Annotated in this window: 16 protein-coding genes, 1 other RNA gene and 1 pseudogene; 3 read left to right on the top strand and 15 right to left on the bottom strand. The window is 72.5% G+C overall.

All coding sequences use genetic code 11. The features are described 5' to 3' along the window. Window positions 1-132: 132 nt before the first annotated feature. Window positions 133-987 (bottom strand): alpha/beta fold hydrolase, encoded by an 855-nt coding sequence (locus tag FHU37_RS15905; protein ID WP_179814835.1) that lies wholly within the window; start codon window positions 985-987, stop codon window positions 133-135. Between the two features lie 153 nt (window positions 988-1,140). Between FHU37_RS15905 and FHU37_RS15900 the strand changes: the two genes are divergently transcribed. Both FHU37_RS15900 and FHU37_RS15895 read left to right on the top strand, forming a co-directional pair. After that, window positions 1,141-1,848: a TetR/AcrR family transcriptional regulator gene (locus FHU37_RS15900; RefSeq protein ID WP_179814834.1), complete on the top strand. Its 708-nt coding sequence runs from the start codon at window positions 1,141-1,143 to the stop codon at window positions 1,846-1,848. Window positions 1,849-1,967: 119 nt separating this feature from the next. Beyond that, window positions 1,968-2,966 (top strand): aldo/keto reductase, encoded by a 999-nt coding sequence (locus FHU37_RS15895; RefSeq protein WP_179816302.1) that lies wholly within the window; start codon window positions 1,968-1,970, stop codon window positions 2,964-2,966. Window positions 2,967-3,170: 204 nt separating this feature from the next. Here FHU37_RS15895 and FHU37_RS15890 read toward each other — a convergent pair whose 3' ends face one another. The 6 genes from FHU37_RS15890 to ftsE form a co-directional block, all read right to left on the bottom strand. Continuing rightward, on the bottom strand, window positions 3,171-4,781 hold the full coding sequence (locus FHU37_RS15890) for an alkaline phosphatase D family protein (protein WP_179814833.1): 1,611 nt from the start codon (window positions 4,779-4,781) through the stop codon (window positions 3,171-3,173). 229 nt (window positions 4,782-5,010) lie between these two features. Continuing rightward, window positions 5,011-5,380, bottom strand: a transfer-messenger RNA (tmRNA) gene (ssrA, locus tag FHU37_RS15885). Window positions 5,381-5,600: 220 nt separating this feature from the next. After that, on the bottom strand, window positions 5,601-6,110 hold the full coding sequence (smpB, locus tag FHU37_RS15880; RefSeq protein ID WP_179814832.1) for an SsrA-binding protein SmpB: 510 nt from the start codon (window positions 6,108-6,110) through the stop codon (window positions 5,601-5,603). Between the two features lie 115 nt (window positions 6,111-6,225). Beyond that, window positions 6,226-7,551: a S41 family peptidase gene (locus FHU37_RS15875; protein ID WP_179814831.1), complete on the bottom strand. Its 1,326-nt coding sequence runs from the start codon at window positions 7,549-7,551 to the stop codon at window positions 6,226-6,228. Between the two features lie 137 nt (window positions 7,552-7,688). Next, a complete protein-coding gene (ftsX, locus tag FHU37_RS15870) occupies window positions 7,689-8,603 on the bottom strand; it encodes a permease-like cell division protein FtsX (protein WP_179814830.1) in 915 nt (304 codons plus the stop codon). A 75-nt stretch (window positions 8,604-8,678) separates the two neighbouring features. Then, a complete protein-coding gene (gene ftsE, locus FHU37_RS15865; protein WP_179814829.1) occupies window positions 8,679-9,368 on the bottom strand; it encodes a cell division ATP-binding protein FtsE in 690 nt (229 codons plus the stop codon). Window positions 9,369-9,821: 453 nt separating this feature from the next. On the opposite strand from ftsE, the gene FHU37_RS15860 reads away from it, so the two are divergent. Further along, the gene (locus tag FHU37_RS15860) at window positions 9,822-10,013 is read left to right on the top strand and encodes a hypothetical protein (protein ID WP_179814828.1); all 192 of its coding nucleotides are present in this window, start codon (window positions 9,822-9,824) and stop codon (window positions 10,011-10,013) included. 125 nt (window positions 10,014-10,138) lie between these two features. On the opposite strand, the gene FHU37_RS15855 is transcribed toward FHU37_RS15860, so the two are convergent. From FHU37_RS15855 to FHU37_RS15825, 8 genes and pseudogenes are all read right to left on the bottom strand, one after another. Next, window positions 10,139-11,320, bottom strand: coding sequence for a hypothetical protein (locus FHU37_RS15855; protein ID WP_179814827.1), 1,182 nt, complete (start codon window positions 11,318-11,320; stop codon window positions 10,139-10,141). A gap of 411 nt (window positions 11,321-11,731) precedes the next feature. Further along, window positions 11,732-12,736 (bottom strand): hypothetical protein, encoded by a 1,005-nt coding sequence (locus tag FHU37_RS15850; RefSeq protein WP_179814826.1) that lies wholly within the window; start codon window positions 12,734-12,736, stop codon window positions 11,732-11,734. Between the two features lie 399 nt (window positions 12,737-13,135). After that, the gene (prfB, locus tag FHU37_RS15845; protein ID WP_312892628.1) at window positions 13,136-14,242 is read right to left on the bottom strand and encodes a peptide chain release factor 2; all 1,107 of its coding nucleotides are present in this window, start codon (window positions 14,240-14,242) and stop codon (window positions 13,136-13,138) included. A gap of 114 nt (window positions 14,243-14,356) precedes the next feature. Then, window positions 14,357-15,451 carry a DUF8189 domain-containing protein gene (locus tag FHU37_RS29665; RefSeq protein ID WP_512699027.1) on the bottom strand — a complete coding sequence of 365 codons (1,095 nt, stop codon included), beginning with the start codon at window positions 15,449-15,451 and terminating at the stop codon, window positions 14,357-14,359. A gap of 342 nt (window positions 15,452-15,793) precedes the next feature. Continuing rightward, window positions 15,794-16,996 (bottom strand): annotated as a pseudogene (locus FHU37_RS27500) (serine/threonine-protein kinase); the annotation flags it as partial. A gap of 929 nt (window positions 16,997-17,925) precedes the next feature. Continuing rightward, window positions 17,926-18,630 carry a hypothetical protein gene (locus FHU37_RS15835; RefSeq protein WP_179814824.1) on the bottom strand — a complete coding sequence of 235 codons (705 nt, stop codon included), beginning with the start codon at window positions 18,628-18,630 and terminating at the stop codon, window positions 17,926-17,928. Between the two features lie 4 nt (window positions 18,631-18,634). Further along, window positions 18,635-20,947 carry a DUF6571 family protein gene (locus FHU37_RS15830; RefSeq protein ID WP_179814823.1) on the bottom strand — a complete coding sequence of 771 codons (2,313 nt, stop codon included), beginning with the start codon at window positions 20,945-20,947 and terminating at the stop codon, window positions 18,635-18,637. Next, on the bottom strand, window positions 20,944-21,360 hold the full coding sequence (locus tag FHU37_RS15825; RefSeq protein WP_179814822.1) for a hypothetical protein: 417 nt from the start codon (window positions 21,358-21,360) through the stop codon (window positions 20,944-20,946). Before FHU37_RS15825 ends, FHU37_RS15830 begins: the two co-directional genes overlap by 4 nt. Window positions 21,361-21,380 lie beyond the last annotated feature (20 nt).

Here is a 21,380-nt window from a genome sequence, read left to right as displayed (position 1 = left end):
GTGGTTGGGCCGACCGGGCGGTACGGCCGGCGATCAGTGCGGCGGAACGTTACCAAGCGCCACCGTGGGGCGACAGGGCACGGCGCGCCCGCCGGGTCGCCGGCGTCGTCACGCCGTCACGCCGTCACGTCGTCACGCCGTCACCGTAGCGGGCGCCTGTGACGGTGCCGGGGCGTCGGCCGGGCGCCCCGCCGGTGCGTGGGTGGCGCGGAGGAACGGCAGGACCACGGCGGCGGTCTCGGCGGGGAACTGGGCGTGCGGGTAGTGGCCGGCGCCCTCGATCATGGCGACCTCGGCGGGGCCGGCCAGCGCCGCCGCCATCGCGTCGGCGGCGGCGCGGGGGTCCGGGAAGTCGCCGTCCCGGGTGCCCATCACGATCAGTGACGGCTGGGTGGCGCGGGCGCGGTGCCCGTCGGCGTCGCGGGCGGCGGGCTGGGACATGGCGGCGACGGCGGCCATCCGGCCGCTCTCGCGCAGGGTGGCCTTCAGGGCGGCCCGGTAGGCGGCGAAGTCGTCGGGCCGCGTTCCCGGGTAGAGGGAGGTGTAGAAGGCGCCCCAGAGGGTGGCGCTGCGCACCACCAGGCGCACGGCCAGCTCCAGCAGCGGGTTCAGTTCGGGCTGGGTGGCGAAGGGGCCGATCAGCACGGTGCTGAGGACCTCCTCGGGGGCCTCGGCGGCGGCGAAGACGGCCGCGCCGGGCGAGAAGGAGTGCGCGACGACCACGGCCGGCCCGCCGAGGTGCCGGATCAGGGCCAGCAGGTCCGCGCCGAGGTCGGAGTGGCCGTAGGAGTCCCAGTGGGCGCTGGACTCGCCGTGTCCGCGCAGGTCGGCAGTGGCCACCCGGTAGCCCGCCGCGACCAGTCGGGGGGCGAGGAAGCGGTAGGCGCCGCGCACGTCGCCCATGCCGGGCAGGCAGACCACCAGCGGGCCGTCGCCGGTCACGTCGTAGGCGATCCGTCCGCCGGGGACGTCCAGGAACTCGGTCATCTCGCGTTCTCCTCAGGTGGCGCGGTCGCGGGGAGGGCCGGGCGCCGGTTGGCGTGTCCGCCGCTCTCTTTCGAGAGCAATGCTCTCTGCAACGCCGCACCATGTCAAGAGCGGTGCTCTCGCACGGGAGCGGCGCTTCGGTAGAGTGGCCCCATGAGCGCCAACGCCGGCCGCACCGCACGGGAACGCGTGCGGGCCGAACTGATCAGCGAGATCCTCCGGATCGCCCGGGAGCAACTGGCCACCGAGGGGGCGACGGGGCTCTCCCTCCGGGCCATCAGCCGGGAGATGGGAATGGTCTCCTCCGCGATCTACCGCTACTTCCCGAGCCGCGACGAACTGCTCACCGCCCTGATCATCGAGGGCTACGACGCCATCGGCGAGGCCGCGGAGCGGGCGGACGCCGCCGTCGCCCGCGCCGACCACTTCGGGCGGTGGCTGGCGCTGTGCCGGGCGGTGCGGCAGTGGGCGCTGGCCCACCCCCACCAGTACGCGCTGCTCTACGGCTCCCCGGTGCCGGGATACCGGGCGCCGCAGGACACCAACGATCCCGCGTCGCGCAGCGCCGCCACCTTCGGGCGCATCCTCGCCGACGCCTGCCGGGCGGGCGCGGTGCGCCGCCCGGAGCACCTGCCGCCCTCCCCGGCCGAGTTCGGCGCGGACGCCGCCCGGATCCGCGCGGCCGTCATGCCGGACGTGCCGGACGACGTGGTCGCCCGGGCGCTGGCGGCCTGGACCGGCCTGTTCGGCGCCGTCAGCTTCGAGCTGTTCGGGCAGTTCAACAACGTGGTGACGGAACGCGAGGCGCTGTTCGAGCACACCGCCACCTGCCTGGGACGGCTCATCGGACTGCCCGGCTGACCCGGCGGGATCGACGGGGAGAGCATCGCTATATCAATAACTGTATCGGCGATGTTATGGTGGAGGCGTCACGGCACCCACCCCTGGAGAACGCCATGAACGCCACCCCCACCCCCGGCATGCCCACCCGCCGCCTCGGCTCCAGCGGCCCCCGGGTCTCGGCCATCGGCCTCGGCCTGATGGGCATGTCCGACCTCTACGGCCCGGCCGACGAGGGCGAGTCGATCGCCACGATCCACGCCGCCCTCGACGCCGGCATCACCCTGCTGGACACCGGCGACTTCTACGGCATGGGCCACAACGAACTGCTGCTCCGCGACGCCCTGCGCGGCCGGCGGCGCGAGCAGGCGGTGATCAGCGTCAAGTTCGGCGCCATGCGGGACCCGGCGGGCGGCTGGATGGGCCCCGACGGCCGTCCCGCCGCCGTGAAGAACTTCCTCGCCTACAGCCTGCGCCGGCTCGGCACCGACCACGTCGACGTCTACCGCCCGGCGCGGCTGGACCCGGCCGTGCCCATCGAGGAGACCGTCGGGGCCATCGCCGAGATGGTCCAGGCAGGGTACGTCCGCCACATCGGGCTGTCCGAGGTGGGCGCCGAGACGCTGCGCCGGGCCGCGGCCGTGCACCCGATCACCGACCTCCAGATCGAGTACTCTCTGCTCTCCCGCGGCATCGAGGCCGAAATCCTGCCGACCGCCCGCGAGCTCGGCATCGCCGTCACCGCCTACGGGGTGCTCTCCCGCGGCCTGCTCAGCGGCCACTGGACGGCCGACCGGGCCCTGGGCGCCGACGACTTCCGCGGCCACAGCCCCCGCTTCGCCGGCGAGAACCTCCAGCGCAACCTCGCCCTGGTCCAGGCGCTCCGCGCGGTCGCCGAGGCCAGGGGCGCCACCGTCGCCCAGGTCGCCGCCGCCTGGGTGCTCCACCGCGGCGAGGACGTCGTGCCGCTGGTCGGCGCCCGCCGCCGGGACCGGCTCGCCGAGTCCCTCGCCGCTGCCGACCTCACCCTCACCCCGGAGGAGCTGGCGGACATCGAACGCGCCGTCCCGGCCGGTGCGGCGGCCGGCGAACGCTACGCCGCCGACCAGATGGACATGCTGGACAGCGAACGGGCCTGATCCTGGGTGCGGGCGGCGACGCGTGGGGGCGGTGCCGTGCGGCGGCGACGCCTGGGGGCGGCGACGCGTGGCGGAGCCTCCCCCTGATGGCCCCACGCCCACGCCCCGCCGCCCCAGCCCCGCGCCCCCCCGCCCGGGCGGACGGCCCCGTCCGAGCGGCCCCCGGACGGCGCCGCCCCCGGGCGCCGTCCGGACACCACCGGGTCAGCCCTCCTGGACCCCCGGCACGCCGTCCTGCACCACGTAGCTCGCCCGGGTCGAGATCGGCGCGCCCGGGGTCAGCACGTACGGCACCACCCGGTAGTCGCTGCGCCACTCCCGCTCCGTCACCGTGCAGCGCACATAGCCGCGCTGCGCGTTGAAGAACTTCATGTGCGGGTTGGCCGCCAGGAAGCGCTCGCCCTCAGCCGTCATGTCGGCGCCGTCCCCGCCGCTGGAGATCGACGTGCCGACGAACTCGCTCGCCACCGTCGGGGAGTCCGGGTCCTCGAAGTCCCGCTTGAGGTCCCAGGCGTAGTTCTGGTGCCGATCACCGGTGATCACCACCAGGTTGCGCACCCCCCGGTCCACGGCCCCGGCCAGCACCCGGTCGCGCTCGGCGACGTAGCCGTCCCACGGATCCATGAACAGCCGCTTGTCCGGGCCGGCGTCCTGGTCGGTCTCGCCCATCGGCGCCTGGTTGCCGAGGACCTGCCAGCGCGCCCGGGACCGGGAGAAGCCCTGCAGCAGCCACTCGCGCTGCTCCGCGCCGAGCAGGGTGCGGTCCGGGTCCAGCCGGTCCACGCAGCCGACGTCGGAGCCGTCGCCGCACGGCTGGTCGTCCCGGTACTGGCGGGTGTCGATCATGGTGATGTCGGCCAGCCCGCCGTAGGACAGCCGCCGGTGCAGCCGCATGTCCGGCCCGTCCGGCATCTGCGCCCGGCGCAGCGGCAGGTTCTCGTACATGGCCTGGAAGGCGGCGGCCCGGCGCTGGAGGAAGACCGCCGGGTCCTGGTCGGGCTCGCTGTCGGCCTGGGAGAGCCCGGCGGCCCAGTTGTTCTCCACCTCGTGGTCGTCCATGGTGTGGATCCACGGGAAGGCGGCGTGCGCGGCCTGGAGGTTCTCGTCCGACTTGTAGAGCGCGTACTGCAGGCGGTAGCGGTCCAGGGTCATCGTCTCGGTGCCGAACTGCTCCCCGACCGGGGTGCCGCGCTTGGCTCCGGTGCAGGCGTACTCGTAGATGTAGTCGCCGAGGTGGACGACGAAGTCGAGGTCCTCCCGGGCCATGTGCGCGTACGCCGTGTAGTGGCCGTCCTCCCAGGCCTGGCAGGAGGCGAACGCGAAGGTGAGCGAGCGCGGGTCGGCCCAGACCGCCGGGGCCGTCCGGGTGCGGCCGACCGGGCTGATCTCGCCGCGGGCGCGGAAGCGGTAGTGGTACTCGGTGGCCGGGCGCAGTCCGGAGACCTCCACGTGCACGGAGTGCCCGAGCTCCGGGGTCGCGGTCACCGCGCCGCGCCGCACCACCCGGTGGAACCGCTCGTCGGCGGCGACCTCCCACTCCACCCGGACGGGGCGGTCCGGCATGCCGCCGGTGCCGTCCGCGCGGTAGGGGTCGGGGGCGAGCCGGGTCCACAGCACCACGCCGTCCGGCAGCGGGTCGCCGGAGGCGACACCGAGGGTGAACGGGTTGTCCAGGCGCATCGGCGCGGCCAGCGCCCGGTCGTCGTGGAGCGCGCCGGTGCCCAGCAGGACGGCCGCCGCGCCCGCCCCGCCGAACCCGATCACCCGGCGGCGGTTCGGACCGGACGCCCACGCGTTCCCCCGAGTTGCGGACATGGACCCTCCCAGGTCGTCGCACGACAGTGACGACCCGTGAGCGTGGTGCGCCAAGGTGATCGCCAGCAGCCGAACACCTGTCCGGTGCGTGAACGCCGGGCGACGGGCAGCCGGGAACGCGGCCGGGGAACGCGGCCCGGGAAGGCCGCCTCGGAACGCGGCCGGGGAACGTCGAAGGCCCGCCGCCCGAACCAGGTGGTTCGCGCGACGGGCCTTCGTCCCATCAGGGGTGTGGAGGTGGCGGGAATCGAACCCGCGTCCTGTGGTGCCTCAACAGGGCTTCTCCGAGCGCAGTCCGCTGTGCTTTTCTCAGCCCCGGCAATCACGCGGACAAGTTGCCGACGGGCTCAGTCACTGTTTGATGTCCCGCATGACCCCGTGACCGGGCCATACGGTGAAGTTCCCTGGATTATGCCAGGATCCGGGTCGGGAACGCACCCGGTCTGACACCTTCGAGGCTCGCTCAGGCGGCGAGGGCGAAGGAATCGCGCTTAGAGTTGGCGATTGTTTTTTTGCGGCAGATGGTTAACGAGATCATTGCCGCGTTCCTCGGCTCGCTTCCCCTGTCTCGACATCCCCAGTCGAAACCGATCACCCCCTGTGGAATTTTCACTACCGAACCGACCCGAACGGCTCACCCGTGTGCCCCTCTTGCAAAGGGCTCCGGAGCCTGAGGCCATCGCACCGGTTCGTGCTGGTTGCCATCGTACGGTTCCAACGCGGGGACGGTCCAGTTCATTCCCGCCCACGGTCGGATTCCGCCGGGCCGCCCGGCGGTGAGGCCGCTCACACGGTCCGCACCTCCCGGCCCCACCGAGGCTACACCCGGCGGTTGCGCCAGGCCATCATCCGCTGCGCCTCCCGCTTGGACTGCGCCTCGGCCAGTGCCTGCCGCTTGTCGTGGGTCTTCTTTCCCTGGGCGAGGGCAAGTTCCACCTTCGCCCGCCCATTCACGAAGTACAGCGACAGCGGCACCAGCGTCAGGCCGGACTCCTTCAGCTTGCCGATCAGCCGGTGGATCTCCATCCGGTGCATGAGCAGCTTGCGGGGGCGGCGCGCCGCGTGGTTCGTCCAGGTGCCGTGCGAGTACTCCGGGATGTGCACCCCGCGCAGCCACACCTCGCCGTCCTTGACTTCCGCGTAGCCGTCGACCAGCGAAGCCCGACCCGCCCGCAGCGACTTCACCTCGGTGCCCATCAGCACCAGGCCGCACTCCCAGGTGTCCTTGATGAGATAGTCGTGCCGCGCCTTCTTGTTCTGCGCGACGAGCGTGCGCCCGGCCTCCTTGGCCCTCAGCTTCGCCTTCTGGTTCGCGTTCATCTTGGCCATGATGCGGATCATTGTCCCGCATCCGGCCCGCTCGGGGCCATCGCCTTAACCGGGTCAAGCCCGGCACGCCGCTCGCGTCCCGTTCCCGGTCGGGGTGGTCAGCCGGCCGGGGCGGTCAGCCGGCCGGCGCCAGGCCGGCCAGCACCGTGAGCGCCTGCCGCTCGGCGACCTCCGCCGGCTCCCCCGGCTCCACCGGGAGGTCCGGCCGCACCCCGACGCCGTCCACCCGCCGCCCCTGGGGGCCGAAGTACTCGCCGACGGTCCGCTCCACCACCGAGCCGTCCGCCAGCGTGCTGGGCTCCTGCACGGTGCCCTTGCCGAACGTCGTCGAGCCGACCACCACCGCCCGGCCGCGGTCCTGGAGCGCCGCCGCCACCAGCTCGCCGGCGCTGCGGGTGGCGCCGTCCACCAGCACCACCAGCGGGGTGCGGGCGTCCCCGCCCGGCTCCGCGCGCAGCTCCTCCAGCCCGTTCGGACCGTCGTAGAGCGCCACCACGCCGCCGTCCAGGAACACCGAGGCGGTGGCCACCGCCTCGCTCACCAGCCCGCCGGAGTTGCCGCGCAGGTCCAGCACGACGCCGCCGTGGCCGACGGCCGCGTCCGCCGCCTCCTCCGCGTCCCGCCCGGCCTGCTGCATCGCCTCGCGCACCTGGGCCGCCACCCCGGAGGAGAAGGTCTCCACGGCGATCCTGGTCACACCGCCGCTCAGCCGGTCCACCGCGACGTCCCCGTTGGACAGCAGCTCACGGACGAGCCTCACCTCGCGCTCGGCACCGTCCGCCCCCGCCAGCCGCAGCGCCACCGCGCTGCCCGCCCCGGAGTCGGCGGACCCGCCGCGCAGCAGCGCCACCACCTCGGTGGAGGCCAGACCGCTCACCGGCACGCCGTCCACCGCCAGCAGCCGGTCCCCCTCGACCACCCCGGCGCGCGCCGCCGGGCCGCCGGGGCGCACCCCGTCGATCCGCACCGTGCGGCCACCGTCGTCCGGCCGGACCCACAGCCCGACACCGGTGTAGTGGCCCTCCAGCGAGGACTCGAAGCTCTCGAAGCGCTCCGGGTCGTAGTAGGCCGCCCACTCGTCACCGCTGGCCGCGATCAGCGCCCGCGCCTCCTCGGCGGTCAGCTCCAGCCCCTCCAGGCCGCGCAGGCCGGACGCCTCCCCGGTCCCGGTGACCGTGGCGCCCCACGGCTCCACCGCGCCGTCGGCGCCGTCCACGCCGTCCGCGGCGCGCGGCGAGGCGCCCGCGAGCAGCGCGGGGCGCTCGTCCCCACGGGCCACCTGCGACTCGGAGCGGTCCACCACGGCCGGGCGCGACTGGGCGCCGGCCACCTCGGCCGAGCCCTGCCCCCAGGCGCCGGTGGCCGCGCCCATGGCGACCGCGGCGCCGAACGCGGCGGCGAGGGTCGCCCCCTGGCGGCAGCGTCGAAGACAACCGGACATGTGCCGCATGCTAGGGCACCCGGGGCCCGGTGTGGCGCCGCCGGCCACCGGCGGGGCGTGGCCGGACGGGCGAGGGGCGGGCCCCGTTCGAACGGACCGCCCGCCCCTGAGACCCCGGTCGGGCCGGTCGGGCCCGCTCAGACCCGCAGGTACCTGCGCAGGGTGAGGAAGGCCGCCACCGCGGACATCAGCACGCCGAACACCACCAGCAGCGGCAGCACCCGGACGATCTCGCTCCAACCGATGAAGTCCACCAGCGGCACCGACTCGCGCAGCCGGCCCTCCACCATGAACTGCTGCGCGGCCACGATGAAGCCGCAGGCCAGCAGGCCGCCGATGAGACCGGCGAACGCCGCCTCCATGATGAACGGGATCTGGATGTAGAAGTTCGAGGCGCCGACCAGCCGCATGATCCCGGTCTCCCGGCGCCGGCTGAACGCCGACACCCGGACCGTGTTGACGATCAGCAGCACCGCCACGACCAGCATGAACAGCATGACGATCAGCGCGGCCCAGGTCAGCTGGGTCAGGATGTTGAACAGCGGCTCCAGCGTGTCGCGCTGGTCCATGATGTCCTGCACGCCGGGACGCCCCTGGAAGGCGCTGGTGATGACCTCGTACTGGGTCGGGTCCTTCAGCGCCACCCGGAAGGACTCCTGCATGGTCTCCGGGGAGACGTTGGCCACCAGCGGGGAGTCCGGGAACTGCTCCTTGTACCGCTCGTACGCCTCCTCCTGGCTCTCGTAGAGCACCTCCTCGACCACCGGCAGCTTCTCCAGGTCCGCCCGGATGGACTCGCGCTGCTCGTCGGTGACGGCGCCGCCGCCGCACACCTCCGGCGAGGTGTTCTGGTCGTTCTCGTTGCACAGGAAGAGGGAGACCTGGACGCGGTCGTACCAGTAGGACTGCATCTGCGAGACCTGCTCGCGCACGAGCAGTCCGGCGCCGGCGAGGGCGAGGGAGAGCGCCACACTGACGATCACCGCGAAGGTCATCGTCAGGTTGCGCCGGAGGCCGACGAGGATCTCCGACAGGACGAACTGGGCCCGCATGATGTCCTAGCTGGTCGGGGCGCCGCGGAGACGAGGACCGGGACGCCGGTGGGGAAGGGGGAGCGGCGCCGAGGCTCAGTGCTGGTAGCCGTACACGCCACGGGACTGGTCGCGGACCAGCTGGCCGTGGTGCAGCTCGATGACCCGCTTGCGCATCTGGTCGACGATCGCCTGGTCGTGCGTCGCCATGATCACCGTGGTGCCGGTGCGGTTGATGCGGTCCAGGAGCTTCATGATGCCGACCGAGGTCTGCGGGTCGAGGTTACCCGTGGGCTCGTCGGCGATCAGCAGCAGCGGGCGGTTGACGAACGCCCGGGCGATCGCCACGCGCTGCTGCTCACCACCGGAGAGCTCGCCGGGCATCCGCTCCTCCTTGCCGCCGAGGCCGACCAGGTCGAGCACCTCGGGGACGGTCTTGCGGATGGCGGCGCGCGGCTTGCCGATCACCTCCAGGGCGAAGGCGACGTTCTGCGCCACCGTCTTGTTGGGCAGCAGGCGGAAGTCCTGGAAGACCGTGCCCAACTGCCGGCGGAAGTGCGGCACCCGCCAGTTGGACAGCCGGCCGAGGTCCTTGCCGAGGACGTGCACGGACCCGGTGGTGGGCCGCTCCTCCTTCAGCATCAGCCGCAGGAAGGTGGACTTGCCGGAGCCGGAGGTACCGACCAGGAAGACGAACTCGCCCTTCTCGATCTCAAGCGAGACGTTCTGCAGGGCCGGGCGCTTCTGCCGGGCGTAGGTCTTGGAGACGTTGTCGAATCGGATCACGGCTGCATCACGGGAGGCCAGTCTAGGGGGAAGGTCACGGCGGTCCGGATGGTGCACAACCCGCTCCGAGGAGGGGGCGGGCCGCCCGAGCCGGGCAGCGGATGCGCCCGGGACGCCTGGGAGCATACGGCGCCGGGGTGCGGCGGCGCACACCCTCGTCGAGGATGCAGCCCATCAACCATGAATCACGAGTAGATTACGGAACGGGCGATTTACCGCAACGAACGGGCGGGATGTGCGTTTCCGGGGCCATCGCCGCTGGAGTGAGCGGTCGAATCCGCCGGCTCGCGCGACCGGGGCGCGGAAACCTGGCACAGTGGAGGCAGGGACGCCGACGTGGCGTCCGTCAGCCTGATCCGGCCGACGCGGCCAGTACCGGAGACGAACCGGCTGGTACCGGGAACAACGGGACCGCCGCACTCGTTGGGCACAGCACGTCGAGAAGGAGAGCGTATGACGTCCGACCGACTGGTGTGCGCCAACTGCGCCGGCCCGGTGAGCGAGGGCCGCTGCGGCGTGTGCCGGAACAGCCGGCAGTACCTGGAGCAGCAGGGCATGCTCGGCGGCGTCAGCCCGGCGGCCCTGATCGCGCTGCTCGTGGCGCTGCTCGCCGTGACGCTGGTGGTGCGGCAGGCCGTGGCCTGACGCGAGAAGACGAACGGGCGAGGGGCCCGGGAGATCACTCTCCCGGGCCCCTCGCCGTTGTCACGGCTGTCGCGGGGTGCCGTCACGGCCGTCGCGCGGCTGCCGTCACGGCGCGTGGAACGGGATCAGGCCGCGGCGACGCCGCCGCCGACCCGACGGCGCGGGATCACCTTCAGCGCCACGCCGCCGGCCAGCATGGTGGCCGAGCCGACGACGAGGAAGGCCACGTCCTCGCTACCGGTGTTGGCCAGCTCGCCGTTCGCCTGGGCGCTGCCGCCGGCCTCACCCTGGGTCTCGGGCTCGTTGGCGCCGTCGACCTCGGTGACGTCCACGACGTCGTCGGTGTTGCCGTCGGTGTTCAGGCCGCCGTCGCCGTCCGAGCACTCGACGTCGCCGCCGTCGAGGACGCAGGTCCCGGTGTTGCCACCGTTCTGGTCGCCGCCGCCACCGTTCTGGTCGCCGCCGCCGTTCTGGTCACCGCCGCCACCAGGGGTGCCGGTGCCACCACCCGGGGTGCCGCCGCCACCGGGGGTACCACCACCGGCCGGGTCACCGCCGCCACCGGGCGTGCCACCACCAGCGGGGTCACCACCGCCACCGGGCGTGCCACCACCAGCCGGGTCACCACCGCCACCGGGGGTACCACCACCAGCCGGGTCACCACCGCCACCGGGCGTGCCACCACCAGCCGGGTCACCACCGCCACCGGGCGTGCCACCACCAGCCGGGTCACCACCGCCACCGGGCGTGCCACCACCAGCCGGGTCACCACCGCCACCGGGCGTGCCACCACCAGCCGGGTCACCACCGCCACCGGGGGTACCACCACCAGCCGGGTCACCACCGCCACCGGGGGTACCACCACCAGCCGGGTCACCGCCACCACCGGCCGGGTCGGCACCGCCCGCCGGGTCACCGCCACCGCCAGCGGGGTCCGTGCCACCGGCGGGGTCACCACCGCCACCGGCCGGGTCGGCACCGCCCGCCGGGTCACCACCGCCACCGGCCGGGTCGGCGCCACCCGCCGGGTCACCACCGCCACCGGCCGGGTCCGTGCCACCCGCCGGGTCACCGCCACCCTCGCTGGTGCCGCCGGTGATCGCCCGGACCTCGCCCCCCACCAGGGGCAGGGTGGCCGCGAGCTCCACGCCGGTCTCGGCGGTCTGCTCCTCGGCCGCCGGAGCCGGCGCGGAGGCCTCGCCCACGGCGTAGGCGACACCACCGGTCGCGGTCAGCGAGGCGCCGGCCGCGAACGCGGCGGCAGCCACGACCCGGGCGACCCTGCGCCGGGTCTCTGGGTTCTTCATTCAGGTACCCCCATGAAAATAGGTTCGAATAGCGCTCTGGCGACTGAGAGGCGTCTCTCGACCGGGCGGGACGTCGCCACAAGCCCCGCGCACAGCCACGTTCGGCACGGCGTTCCGGGCCTTCCTGAAGAGAAAAAGGCCTGCCCACCCGCACGGAACCGGGGAGACGCCAGGCACATCCGGCCGTCCCACTTCCGCATCCCGTGAGGCCCGGAGCTCGCGGGAGTTCGACACTCCCCCGTCATGACCACATGACAGCCTTCAATTGATCGCGCCTCAGGTCAAGTCCGCAAAAACCACCGATATCCCGCCGGAAGCCATTCTGACATCTTGTCATGTCCTGGACTTAGACGAGCGAAGGCCCGAGCTGGTTGCTCGGGCCTTCGGTGGACGGGCGTACCGGATGTCGCGTCAGGCGGTAGCCGGGCCCGCGAGGCGACGCGGCAGGACGCGGAAGGCGACGCCACCGGCGATCATGGTCGCCGCACCGACCAGCATGAAGCCGATGGTCTCCCCGGCGCCGGTCTGCGCCAGCTCGACGTTGGCCTCCGCCTCCTGCACCAGGTCGGTGCCGGGCTGGTTGCCGCCGCCGGTGGAACCACCGGTGCCGGAGCACTCGACGGAGTCCCCGTTCAGGACACAGGTGCTCGCGTCGTCGGAGTCGTCGGAACCGCCGGTGGAGGAGCCACCCGTGGAGCCGCCGGTGGAGCCGCCGCCCGTGGTGGAGCCGCCGGTCGACACCTCGCCGCCGCTCGTCCCCGCGGACGAGCCGCCCTGGGAGGAACCGCCCTCGCTGGAGCCCCCCTCGGAGGTCGAGCCCTCCGAGGTCTCGCCACCGCCGTTGTCACCACCGGCGTCACCGCCGTTGTCACCACCGGCGTCACCACCGTTGTCACCACCGGCGTCACCACCGTTGTCACCGCCAGCGTCACCGCCGTTGTCACCACCGGCATCGCCGCCGTTGTCACCACCGGCATCGCCGCCGTTGTCACCACCGGCGTCACCGCCGTTGTCACCGCCAGCGTCACCGCCGTTGTCACCACCGGCGTCACCGCCGTTGTCACCACCGGCGTCACCACCGTTGTCACCACCGGCGTCACCACCGTTGTCGCCGCCAGCGTCGCCACCGGCATCGCCGCCGTTGTCGCCACCGGTGTCCCCACCGGTGTCGCCGCCAGCGTCACCGCCGTTGTCACCGCCAGTGTCGCCACCGGTGTCCCCACCAGCGTCGCCGCCGGCATCGCCACCGCCGCCGGTGATCGCCTGGATGCTGATGTCCGTGCCACCCGAGTTGTCGGTGACCGTGTCGGCACCCACCGCGTTGGCCACGCCGGCGATGCTCAGGGAGGCGCCACCGAGGAAGACGGCTCCGGCGGCGATCCGCGCGACACGCAGTCGCGTCTTGCGCTTGTGCATCTCTGTCCTGTACCCCCAGCTCGAAGGCGGCCGGTAGGCGCGGGCGCCCGGTGACGCCACTGCTCCTTACCAGCCCTGCGACGAGATGGCTACCGGCCCGAAGGGGTGGGGCGAACACGTGTTGGAGCCGTGCGTCCGACGGCTGGAGCCCTGCCCCGGCGCCCGCAGCGGCGCCGCGGAACCGGTCACATCTCGCGCATCAGCCTTCCCAGGCACCCTCGGAGCGTCAAGACCAGCTAAAGACGATTAGTCCCATTAACCCCGTATGCCCCTGCGATTAGCACAGGACTGTGACGAATCAACCGCATCCATGCACGGAGGGTCCGCCCCGTGACGCACGCCGCCCCCGTCGCCGGACGCGCCGGCCACGGGGGCGGTGAGGTGGCAGAGGGGTTCGGATCAGACCTGCTCGCGCTGCTTGCGCCAGCGGATGCCGGCCTCGATGAAACCGTCGATGTCGCCGTCCAGCACGGCCTGCGGGTTGCCCACCTCGTGGTCGGTGCGCAGGTCCTTGACCATCTGGTACGGGTGCAGCACGTAGGAGCGCATCTGGTTGCCCCAGGAGCTGCCGCCGTCGCCCTTCAGGGCGTCCATCCTGGCCTGCTCCTCCTGGCGCTTGCGCTCCAGCAGCTTGGCCTGGAGGACGCCCATGGCGGTGGCCTTGTTCTGGATCTGCGAACGCTCGTTCTGGCAGGACACCACGATGCCGGTCGGCAGGTGGGTGATCCGGACCGCCGAGTCGGTGGTGTTCACGCCCTGACCACCCGGGCCCGAGGACCGGTAGACGTCGATGCGCAGTTCGGACTCGTCGATGTCGACGTGGTCGCTCTGCTCGACCACCGGCAGCACCTCGACGCCGGCGAAGGACGTCTGCCGACGCCCCTGGTTGTCGAAGGGCGAGATGCGCACCAGCCGGTGGGTGCCCTGCTCGACGGAGAGCGTGCCGTAGGCGTAGGGCACCTTCACGGTGAAGGTCGCGGACTTGATGCCGGCCTCCTCCGCGTAGGAGGTCTCGTAGACCTCCGACGGGTACCCGTGGCGCTCCGCCCACCGCAGGTACATGCGGAGCAGCATCTCCGCGAAGTCGGCGGCGTCCACACCACCGGCCTCCGCGCGGATGTTCACCAGGGCCTCGCGGGCGTCGTACTCGCCGGACAGGAGGGTGCGGACCTCCATCTCCTCCACCGCGCGGCGGACGGACGCGAGCTCCTGCTCGGCCTCGGCGCGGGTGTCGGCGTCGTCCTCGGACTCGGCCAGCTCGAACAGCACCGCGAGGTCGTCGATGCGCCCGCGCAGCGCCTCGACCCGGCGGAGGTCGTTCTGGAGGTTGGACAGCTTGGAGGTGACCTGCTGTGCGCGGTCGGGATCGTCCCACAGGTCGGGGGCGGCGGCTCGCTCGTTCAATTCGGCGATGTCGGCCCGCAACCTGTCCAGGTCGAGGACGGCCTCGATCGACTGCATCGTCGTTTCGAGGGACTTCAGCTCTTCAGAGGGTTCTACTGCCACGGGGGACAGGGTAAACCGTGCCGGCGCCCAGGGCCGAAGGGCGCGAGAACCCCCAGGCCGGAGCGCGTGGGGACGCCCGGCCTCGCCGGCCCCGCCGCCATCACCCCGTCCGCGTCACCCCGTGCGGTACACCAGCGCGCCGTCCGCGGTGAGGGCGAACAGCGCCGGGACGCCCTCCGGGGCGACCGCCGCCACGGCCTGCTCGGTGGCCGTCCCGTCCAGCGTGCCGGTGTGCCACTCCCCCGCCGGATCCCGCACCGCCTGCCGCAGGCCGCCGTCGGCCTCCCGCGCGAACACGTACAGCCCGCCGTCGGCCGAGGGCAGCGCCTCCGGCCGCAGGCCGGGCGCGTAGTCCGCGCCCGCCGTCCAGGAGCCGCCGACCGGCTCCGCCGTGCCCCACTCACCGGCCGCGAAGGGCACCCGCAGCAGCCCGCCCCCGGCGGAGGGCACGATGGCGTCGACCGCGCCGGCGGCGCGCGCGGCGAGGGCCGGGTCGCCGCTGATCGCCCCGGCGGCCGGAACGGGCGACCAGGCGCCCAGGGCGTCGCCCACGTAGGCCGCGGTCAGCAGTTCGTCGCCGGAGCGGGCGGCGAGCAGGATGCGGCCGGGGCCGGTGGCCGCGGCGGCGGGCGAGGAGTCGAAGGTGGTGTCGGTGTCCACCTGGTACCACTGGCCCCACAGCCCACCGGTCATCGTGCGGCGGTACAGGATGTGGTCGGTGCCCAGCGCGAACAGCTCCAGCTGGCCGGTGCCGATGGCCACCGGCGCCGGGTCGCCGCTGACGCTTATCCCGGTCAGCCGCACCCACTCGCCGAAGGTCTCGCCGGCGCGGGTGACGTACCAGACGTTGTCGGCGTCGTCCCGCGCGAAGACGTAGGTCACGCCGCCGGCCTCGACCGCGCGCGGGCCGCCGACCAGCCGCGCGGGAGCCTCGGGCACCTGCGCCCAGTCCGACCAGTCCGGGCCGCGCCCGCCCTCGGTGGTGCCCGCGGCCGAGCCGGCGTTCCCACCGGTCGGCGAAGGCCGGCTGCCGGGCGTCGCCGAACCGCCACCGCCGCCGTTGGGCGTCGCAGAGCCCTCGCGGGTGGCCCGCGGGCTGCCGGCGTCGGGCGCCTGTGCGCTGCCGGGGACGGGCTGCGGGTCGCCCGCGCCGGTGGTGGCCGCGTCGTCGCCGGCCCATTGGGAGACGCCGATGACCGCGGCCAGCACGACGGCGAACAGGACCACCGCCAGCACGAGCCTGCGGCGGCGCACCCGCGGGGAGCCGGCGCCACCCCGGCCGCGCGGCGCGGGGACGCCACGGGGCCCGGGAACGCGCCCGTCGGTGTAGCCGGGCGGAGGGCCCGAGGGGCGGCGCAGCCGCAGGTGGGTGTCGTGGGTGGAGTCGGGGCTGGCGCCGGGGACCAGGGGCACGGCGGAGCGCCGTTCGGCCCGGGCGGCCGACCTGGCCGAGCGGGCCGCCGAGCGGGTTCCGGACGCGGTGCCGGAGTGGGCTTCGGAGTCGGTTTCGGAGCCGGTCTCGGAGGCGGTCCGGGGCGCGGCGTCGGTGTCGCCGGCGTCGTCGCCGGTGGTGGTGCCGTGGCGGGTCGCCGCCGCACGGGAGGGCGTCGAAGCGGTGGGACCGTCCCACGCCCCGGAACCACCGGCCCCGGCCCCTGGGCCCGCCGCGGCCCCGGCCGCGCCAGCCCCGAGGTCGGTCGGGCCGACCGGGCGGCGCAGGCTGCGGTGGGTGTCGCGCCGGGAGGTCGGATGGTCGCGTCCCACCCCTATTCCGGCTGCGATCACCTCGCCGTCGCGGTCCGACGCGCGGGCGTCCCGGCGCCCCGGGCGCCCGCCGTCCCCGGCGTCGTCCTGGACGTCGTCCTCGCCGTCGTAGTCCTCCTCCGTGCCGTCGGACCACGGACGCTGGTATGGCTCCAGCGGCGGCAGGTCGGGGAGGGTGGCGGCCAGCTCCCGGAGCCGGTCGCGCAGTTCGTCGGCGCGCAGTCGGGAGGCGGGCGCCTTGGCCAGGCAGGTGGTGAGCAGCCGCACCAGCTCGCCGGGCAGGCCGGGGACGACCGGGACGGGCTCGGTGACGTGCCGGCGCAGCACGGCGCCGGGATGGCCGCCGCCGAACGGGGTGGCGCCGCCGAGCAGCTCGAACAGCACGGTGGCCAGCGCGTAGACGTCGACGGCGGCGCGCGGCTGGAGGCCCTCGATGATCTCCGGGGCGAGGTAGTCGGGGGTGCCGATGATGCGGGTGACGCGGGTGCGGCGCGGGGAGTCGACGAGGCGCGCGATGCCGAAGTCGGTCAGCTTGGCGCGCGGCGCGCCGCCGGGGCCGGGTGGAGCGGAGGCGTCCAGCAGGACGTTCTCGGGCTTGACGTCGCGGTGCACGATGCCGGCGGCGTGCGCGGCGGCGAGGCCGTCGGCGATGTCCGCGGCGATCGACACGGCCGCGCGCGGGGCCAGCGGCCCGGCCTGCTCCAGGTGGGTGCGCAGGTCGGGGCCCTCGACGAGTTCCATCACGAGCGCGAGGTCGTTGCCGTCGACCACCAGGTCGCGCACGCCGACCACGCAGGGGTGGTCGAGGCTGACCAGCGCGGTGCGCTCCTGGACGAAGCGGCCGACCAGTTCCTGGTCGGAGGCCAGGTCCTCGCGCAGCAGCTTGAGGGCGACGGGCCCCTCGGGCCCGTCACCCAGCCACACGGTTCCGGCCGAGCCGCGGCCGAGCACTCGTTGTGCGGTGTATCGGCTACCGATCTTGCGTGCCAAGGCTGCTGCTCCGTTGCTCCGTGAGCTCGCTGACGAGGGCCCGTCCGCGAGGGGCGGGAGGGCGGCGGACGGCTGGGCTGGGCCCGCCTGGCGGCGCCTCGTGGGGGGCCGCCGCGTCGGCGCGGGGCGCACCCCCAGGTGCCGTCCGGTGTCGCGTGTTCGTTCGAGGAGGCGTTGACGATCCGCCACGACCATACCGGGCCGGGGCCGGTCAACCGGCGGGTCCCGGCGGGCCGGACACGCCGTGGTCACCAGCGGGTGGTCCGGCAGATGCCCCAACCACCCGGTCAACGCCCTGACGGTACCGGGGGTGACGCTCCCCACCCAGCCCCGGTTCTCCCCCGCACCCCGACCCACCCGGACGGCGGACTGGCGCCGGGCTGGCCGAGTTGGGTGGCTGGCCGGGCGGGGCGGGCTGGGCGGGCTGGGCGGGCTGGCCGCCCACGCTCCACTGACCACACTCACCACAGGGAGCAGTCGCCGTCACAGGAGCCAAAGGCATCACAACGACCTACTGCCGCCACAAAGCCCAGTCGTCATCGCAGCGATCAGCTGCCACCCCACAAGCCCCAGGTTGTCCCCAGGCGGCCAGACCCCCTTGCGCAGCTGCCCCCCGTCCCTTTACCCCTAGAACAAGGGGGGTCCAAAGTTATCCACAGCCCGGAAACCCCCCTTGCGCAACTCACCCCCGCTCGCCTATCCCTTGGAACAAGGGGGGCGAAAGTTATCCACAGCTTGGACAACCCCTCTTGCGCAACTCACCCCCAATCACCTATCCCATGGAACAAGGGGGGCGAACGTTATCCACAGGCGAAACGAACCCCCTTGCGCAACGCCCCCAACGCCAGGGCCGGGCTCCCGCGGAGCGGGAGCCCGACACTGGCAGGCGCCACCCCCGTAGCCGCCGGGGCACCAGCCCTCCGCCTCCGTCAGGGAGACGGCACCGCCTCGGCACTCGGCGACGGCGCTTCGGCCTCTGGACGGTACTCCCGCAGGAGTTCATCGCCGGCGACCCACGTCATCTCGACCTCCGACACGTCCAGCCCCGTGTCGTTCGTGCACTCCAGGGCCTCCGCCAGCCCTTGCGCAAGCTTGTGAGCCACCGATACGGCATCACCGTGGTAAGCGGGATCGCTCTCGTTCTCTCCCGGGACATCAGAGTCGAAATACACGCTCACCCCTGCCCCCGCCCCCTTGCCTTCCCAGCGCGCGGTCTCACACGGAAACAAGATCGTTCCGCGTAGCGCGCCGGAACCAGTGATACCAAGTCCTCCGATTCCACCGACGTCCAGGCGGTAGAGACCGAGGCCTGCGACCTCGGAGAGAAACGGCTCGCCCGCCCGGTTCACATAGTCGTCACGGGCCACGCGGACAAAGTATCCATCCTCTCCGGGGGTTCCGTACTTCGCCTCACACTCCGCGACGTTGCCGACGCTCTCCAGACCTTCCAACGTCCCACTCTCACTGTAGGAGCGCTGGCGTGAATCAGAGTTCGGCAGTACCGCATCGAAGTCCTCATCAGAAAGCAATCCCCAGCAACGAGGAAGGGAGGACTGATCGGAAACCCCACCGGATTGGCAACCCACCACCGGTGCCAGTGCCATAAAAAGCGCCAGGGCCCGTGCCATGCGCATCAGTTCACCCTCCCGCGTCAATTTCATCCTGACCGCGATGCGTGAAACCGTAGCCGCCGCTGACATCCGCAGCATCCCGGTACGCGCCACTCGCCGTACGGGCGAGTAGATCATAGAAGTCCGCCGGTTGTTCGACGCCACTCTCTTGATGCATGCTCCGCAGCGCGTCGACGGCATTCGTCGAGAACACTTCCGAGGACTCGAAGTACTCCATCCGGTAGGCCTCTGCTTCTGCAGAAGAATCTCGCATCTGACTGTTGAATCCGTCCGAGATCAAGGAGTCCACGGCACCGCTGATCCCCTCCGTCACGGCAGGGACGACAACATCCCTGATCAGTGGGTTTCGCGCAACGGGCACGGCGGTCTCCGCAGCGCCGATGACCAGCTCCACACCACCGGAGACAAGATCCTGCCGCCGCTGGATTGCCTCGTTGAACTCCTGGTCGGCGAGTTTCAGGTCAACGCGTTCCTGCTCGATACGACCATCAGCCAGAATTCCCTGTACGAGCCCGTGCGTGTCGGCAACACGAAGGGCCGGTTCGTCGCCGTACTCGGAGGTGCCCAGGTTCGCCATCGTCTGGTCGAGCGCCCAGGTGGCGTACACGTCCTGGGCCTGTTGCAGGGTGGCGAAGCCGTCCGGGTAGCTGGCGACGGCGTTGAGGTATCCGTTCGCCTGCCCCTGCGACATCGCCATCGGCACGTCGGACGTGAGCGGCGTCCCACCGGATTCGCTCGCCAGCACGTTGTTGAACTGGTCGATGTAGGCCCGCCCCATCTCGGCGAAACTGTCGCTCGTCTCCGGATGCACACGGGTCGCATCGTCCGCCACCAGATCGACCACCCGATCCATGATCGCGGCCGTCTGTTCTGTTCGCAGGTAGCCCCCGTTCTCCGGGCTGACACCTGGCGGGTAGCCCGTGGTGGCCGCCTGGAGGGCGTTACCGAAGGCGTCCCGTGCCGGGAACTCGGAGACCCCCTCCTGCTCGTCCCACATCGACCGCACGTCCTGCGGATACTGCCGTTGGGACAGGAAGTACTCGAGGTTGGTGGCCTCCCCGCCGTCCCGCAGCGCGATCGGGGTCTCGTCGGCGAAGAACGCGGTGGCGGCCTGGGGGGAGTTGGACAGTGCCGTCATCAGGCCGGTCATCGGGTCGTAACCCCAGTCGTCGCTGTCACCGCTGAAGTTGAGAATGATGGCACCGCTGAAACCGCCGTCGCCCCGCCCGGGCTGCCATGCCGTGGGGTCGCCGGCCTCGAACGCCGTCATTCCTTCCGCCACCGGGAGCAGGAAGGCCGGGTCGTACTCTCCGGTCCGCATCAGGTTGGACAGGATCTGGTAGCCGTACGGCCGGTTGGGCCACTCCGTGCCGGTGGGTTCCAGGACGTCGAACTGATCATCCCCGAGGAGGGTGAGGTCGGTGACCCACGCCGCGTCGACATGCGGGACGCCCTCGGTGTTCGTGGCGGCGGCCAGCAGCGCGCCCAGGTTCTGCTGGAGATCGTGCATGTTGGAGTACCACTCGATGTACTCCGGATCGTCGGTGGTCTGCCCCCACTGGGCGCTGCCCATGAGGCTGTAGTAGTTGAGCAGCCCCTGAGGTCCCAATTGGTTCATCAGGGCCGTGGCGAAGGCGGGATCATCCGCGTTTCCCTCCAGCAGCGAGTTCAGTTCCTCGAACTCCTCCGGGCTGAGTTCCGCGCCCCTGCCGGTCAGCTCGAGGGCTCGCCGTAGCTCGGCCAGCGCCTGACGGTCTCCGATCGCCGAGGCGTTGAAGCTCACGCCGTCCTGACCCGCGCTGTGTTCCCGCAGCTTGGTCGCGGCCTCGTCGTCGACGGCGGCGGCGTCACCGAGGATGCGGTCCATCTCCGCCCGGAGGGCGCCCGCCGACGCGGCGAACTCCTGGTTGGTCCGCTCCGCCTGTTCGGGGTCCTGCCTCCACGCCTCCGGCGGAACGTTCCAGGTGATGTCCCCGTTGCTCTCCAGGGTCAGCCCAGCCGCCGCGACGTCCGACACCACGGCCTCCATCTCGGTCCGCAGGCGGCCGATCTCCTCGGCCGCCCACCGCAGGGTGTCCTCGATCGCGGTTGCCTCGGTGCACGCCGCGGTCAGCTGCTCGTCCTGCTGCCGGAGCCGGTCGTGGGCGTAGCCCTGCGCCTCACCGGTCCAACCACCGGTCGTCATCGGTCCGATGACCTCGGCCTCCATGCGCTCGTCCAGGGAGCGCACGCCTTCGGCGACCCGGCCCCATGCCGCGGCCGCGGCCTCCAGTTTGGCGACGTCCGCCTCCAGCAGTTGCCGGTGGTTCATCGCGGTCACCCCTGCCCCGTCATGCCGTCCACCGCCGCCTGTTCGGCCTGGAAGTAGGCACTCTCCGACGCCGCGAAGGCCTGGGACACGTGGACCATGACACCCTGCAGGTGCCCCACCTTCCGCTGCCAGTTCTCGGTGACAGTGCCGAGCGCCGGGCCGAGAGCCCAGTCGTGGAACGCCGTCCGAGCGGCTTCGGTGTCGTCCTCCGCCTGGTTGGCGATCCCGCGGAACTCCCCCTCGATCGCCGCGCTGGCGGTTCGACACATGCCGAGTACCGCCGGGTCGACCTCGTAGCTGTCACCGGTGGCGCCGCTGCCGCCCCCGCCGTAGGCGTTGCGCAGCACGGTTACGGTGCTGCCGTCGGCCCGCGGCTCCGGTGCCGGCGTGCCTGCGCGCATGACGTCCTGGATTCTGGACATGCCACCCCCGTCAGTCCGTG

It is taken from the genome of Allostreptomyces psammosilenae (assembly GCF_013407765.1).
GTDB lineage: Bacteria > Actinomycetota > Actinomycetes > Streptomycetales > Streptomycetaceae > Allostreptomyces > Allostreptomyces psammosilenae.
Note: the sequence above shows the minus strand (reverse complement) of the source record. Positions and strands in the feature narration are given on the sequence as shown.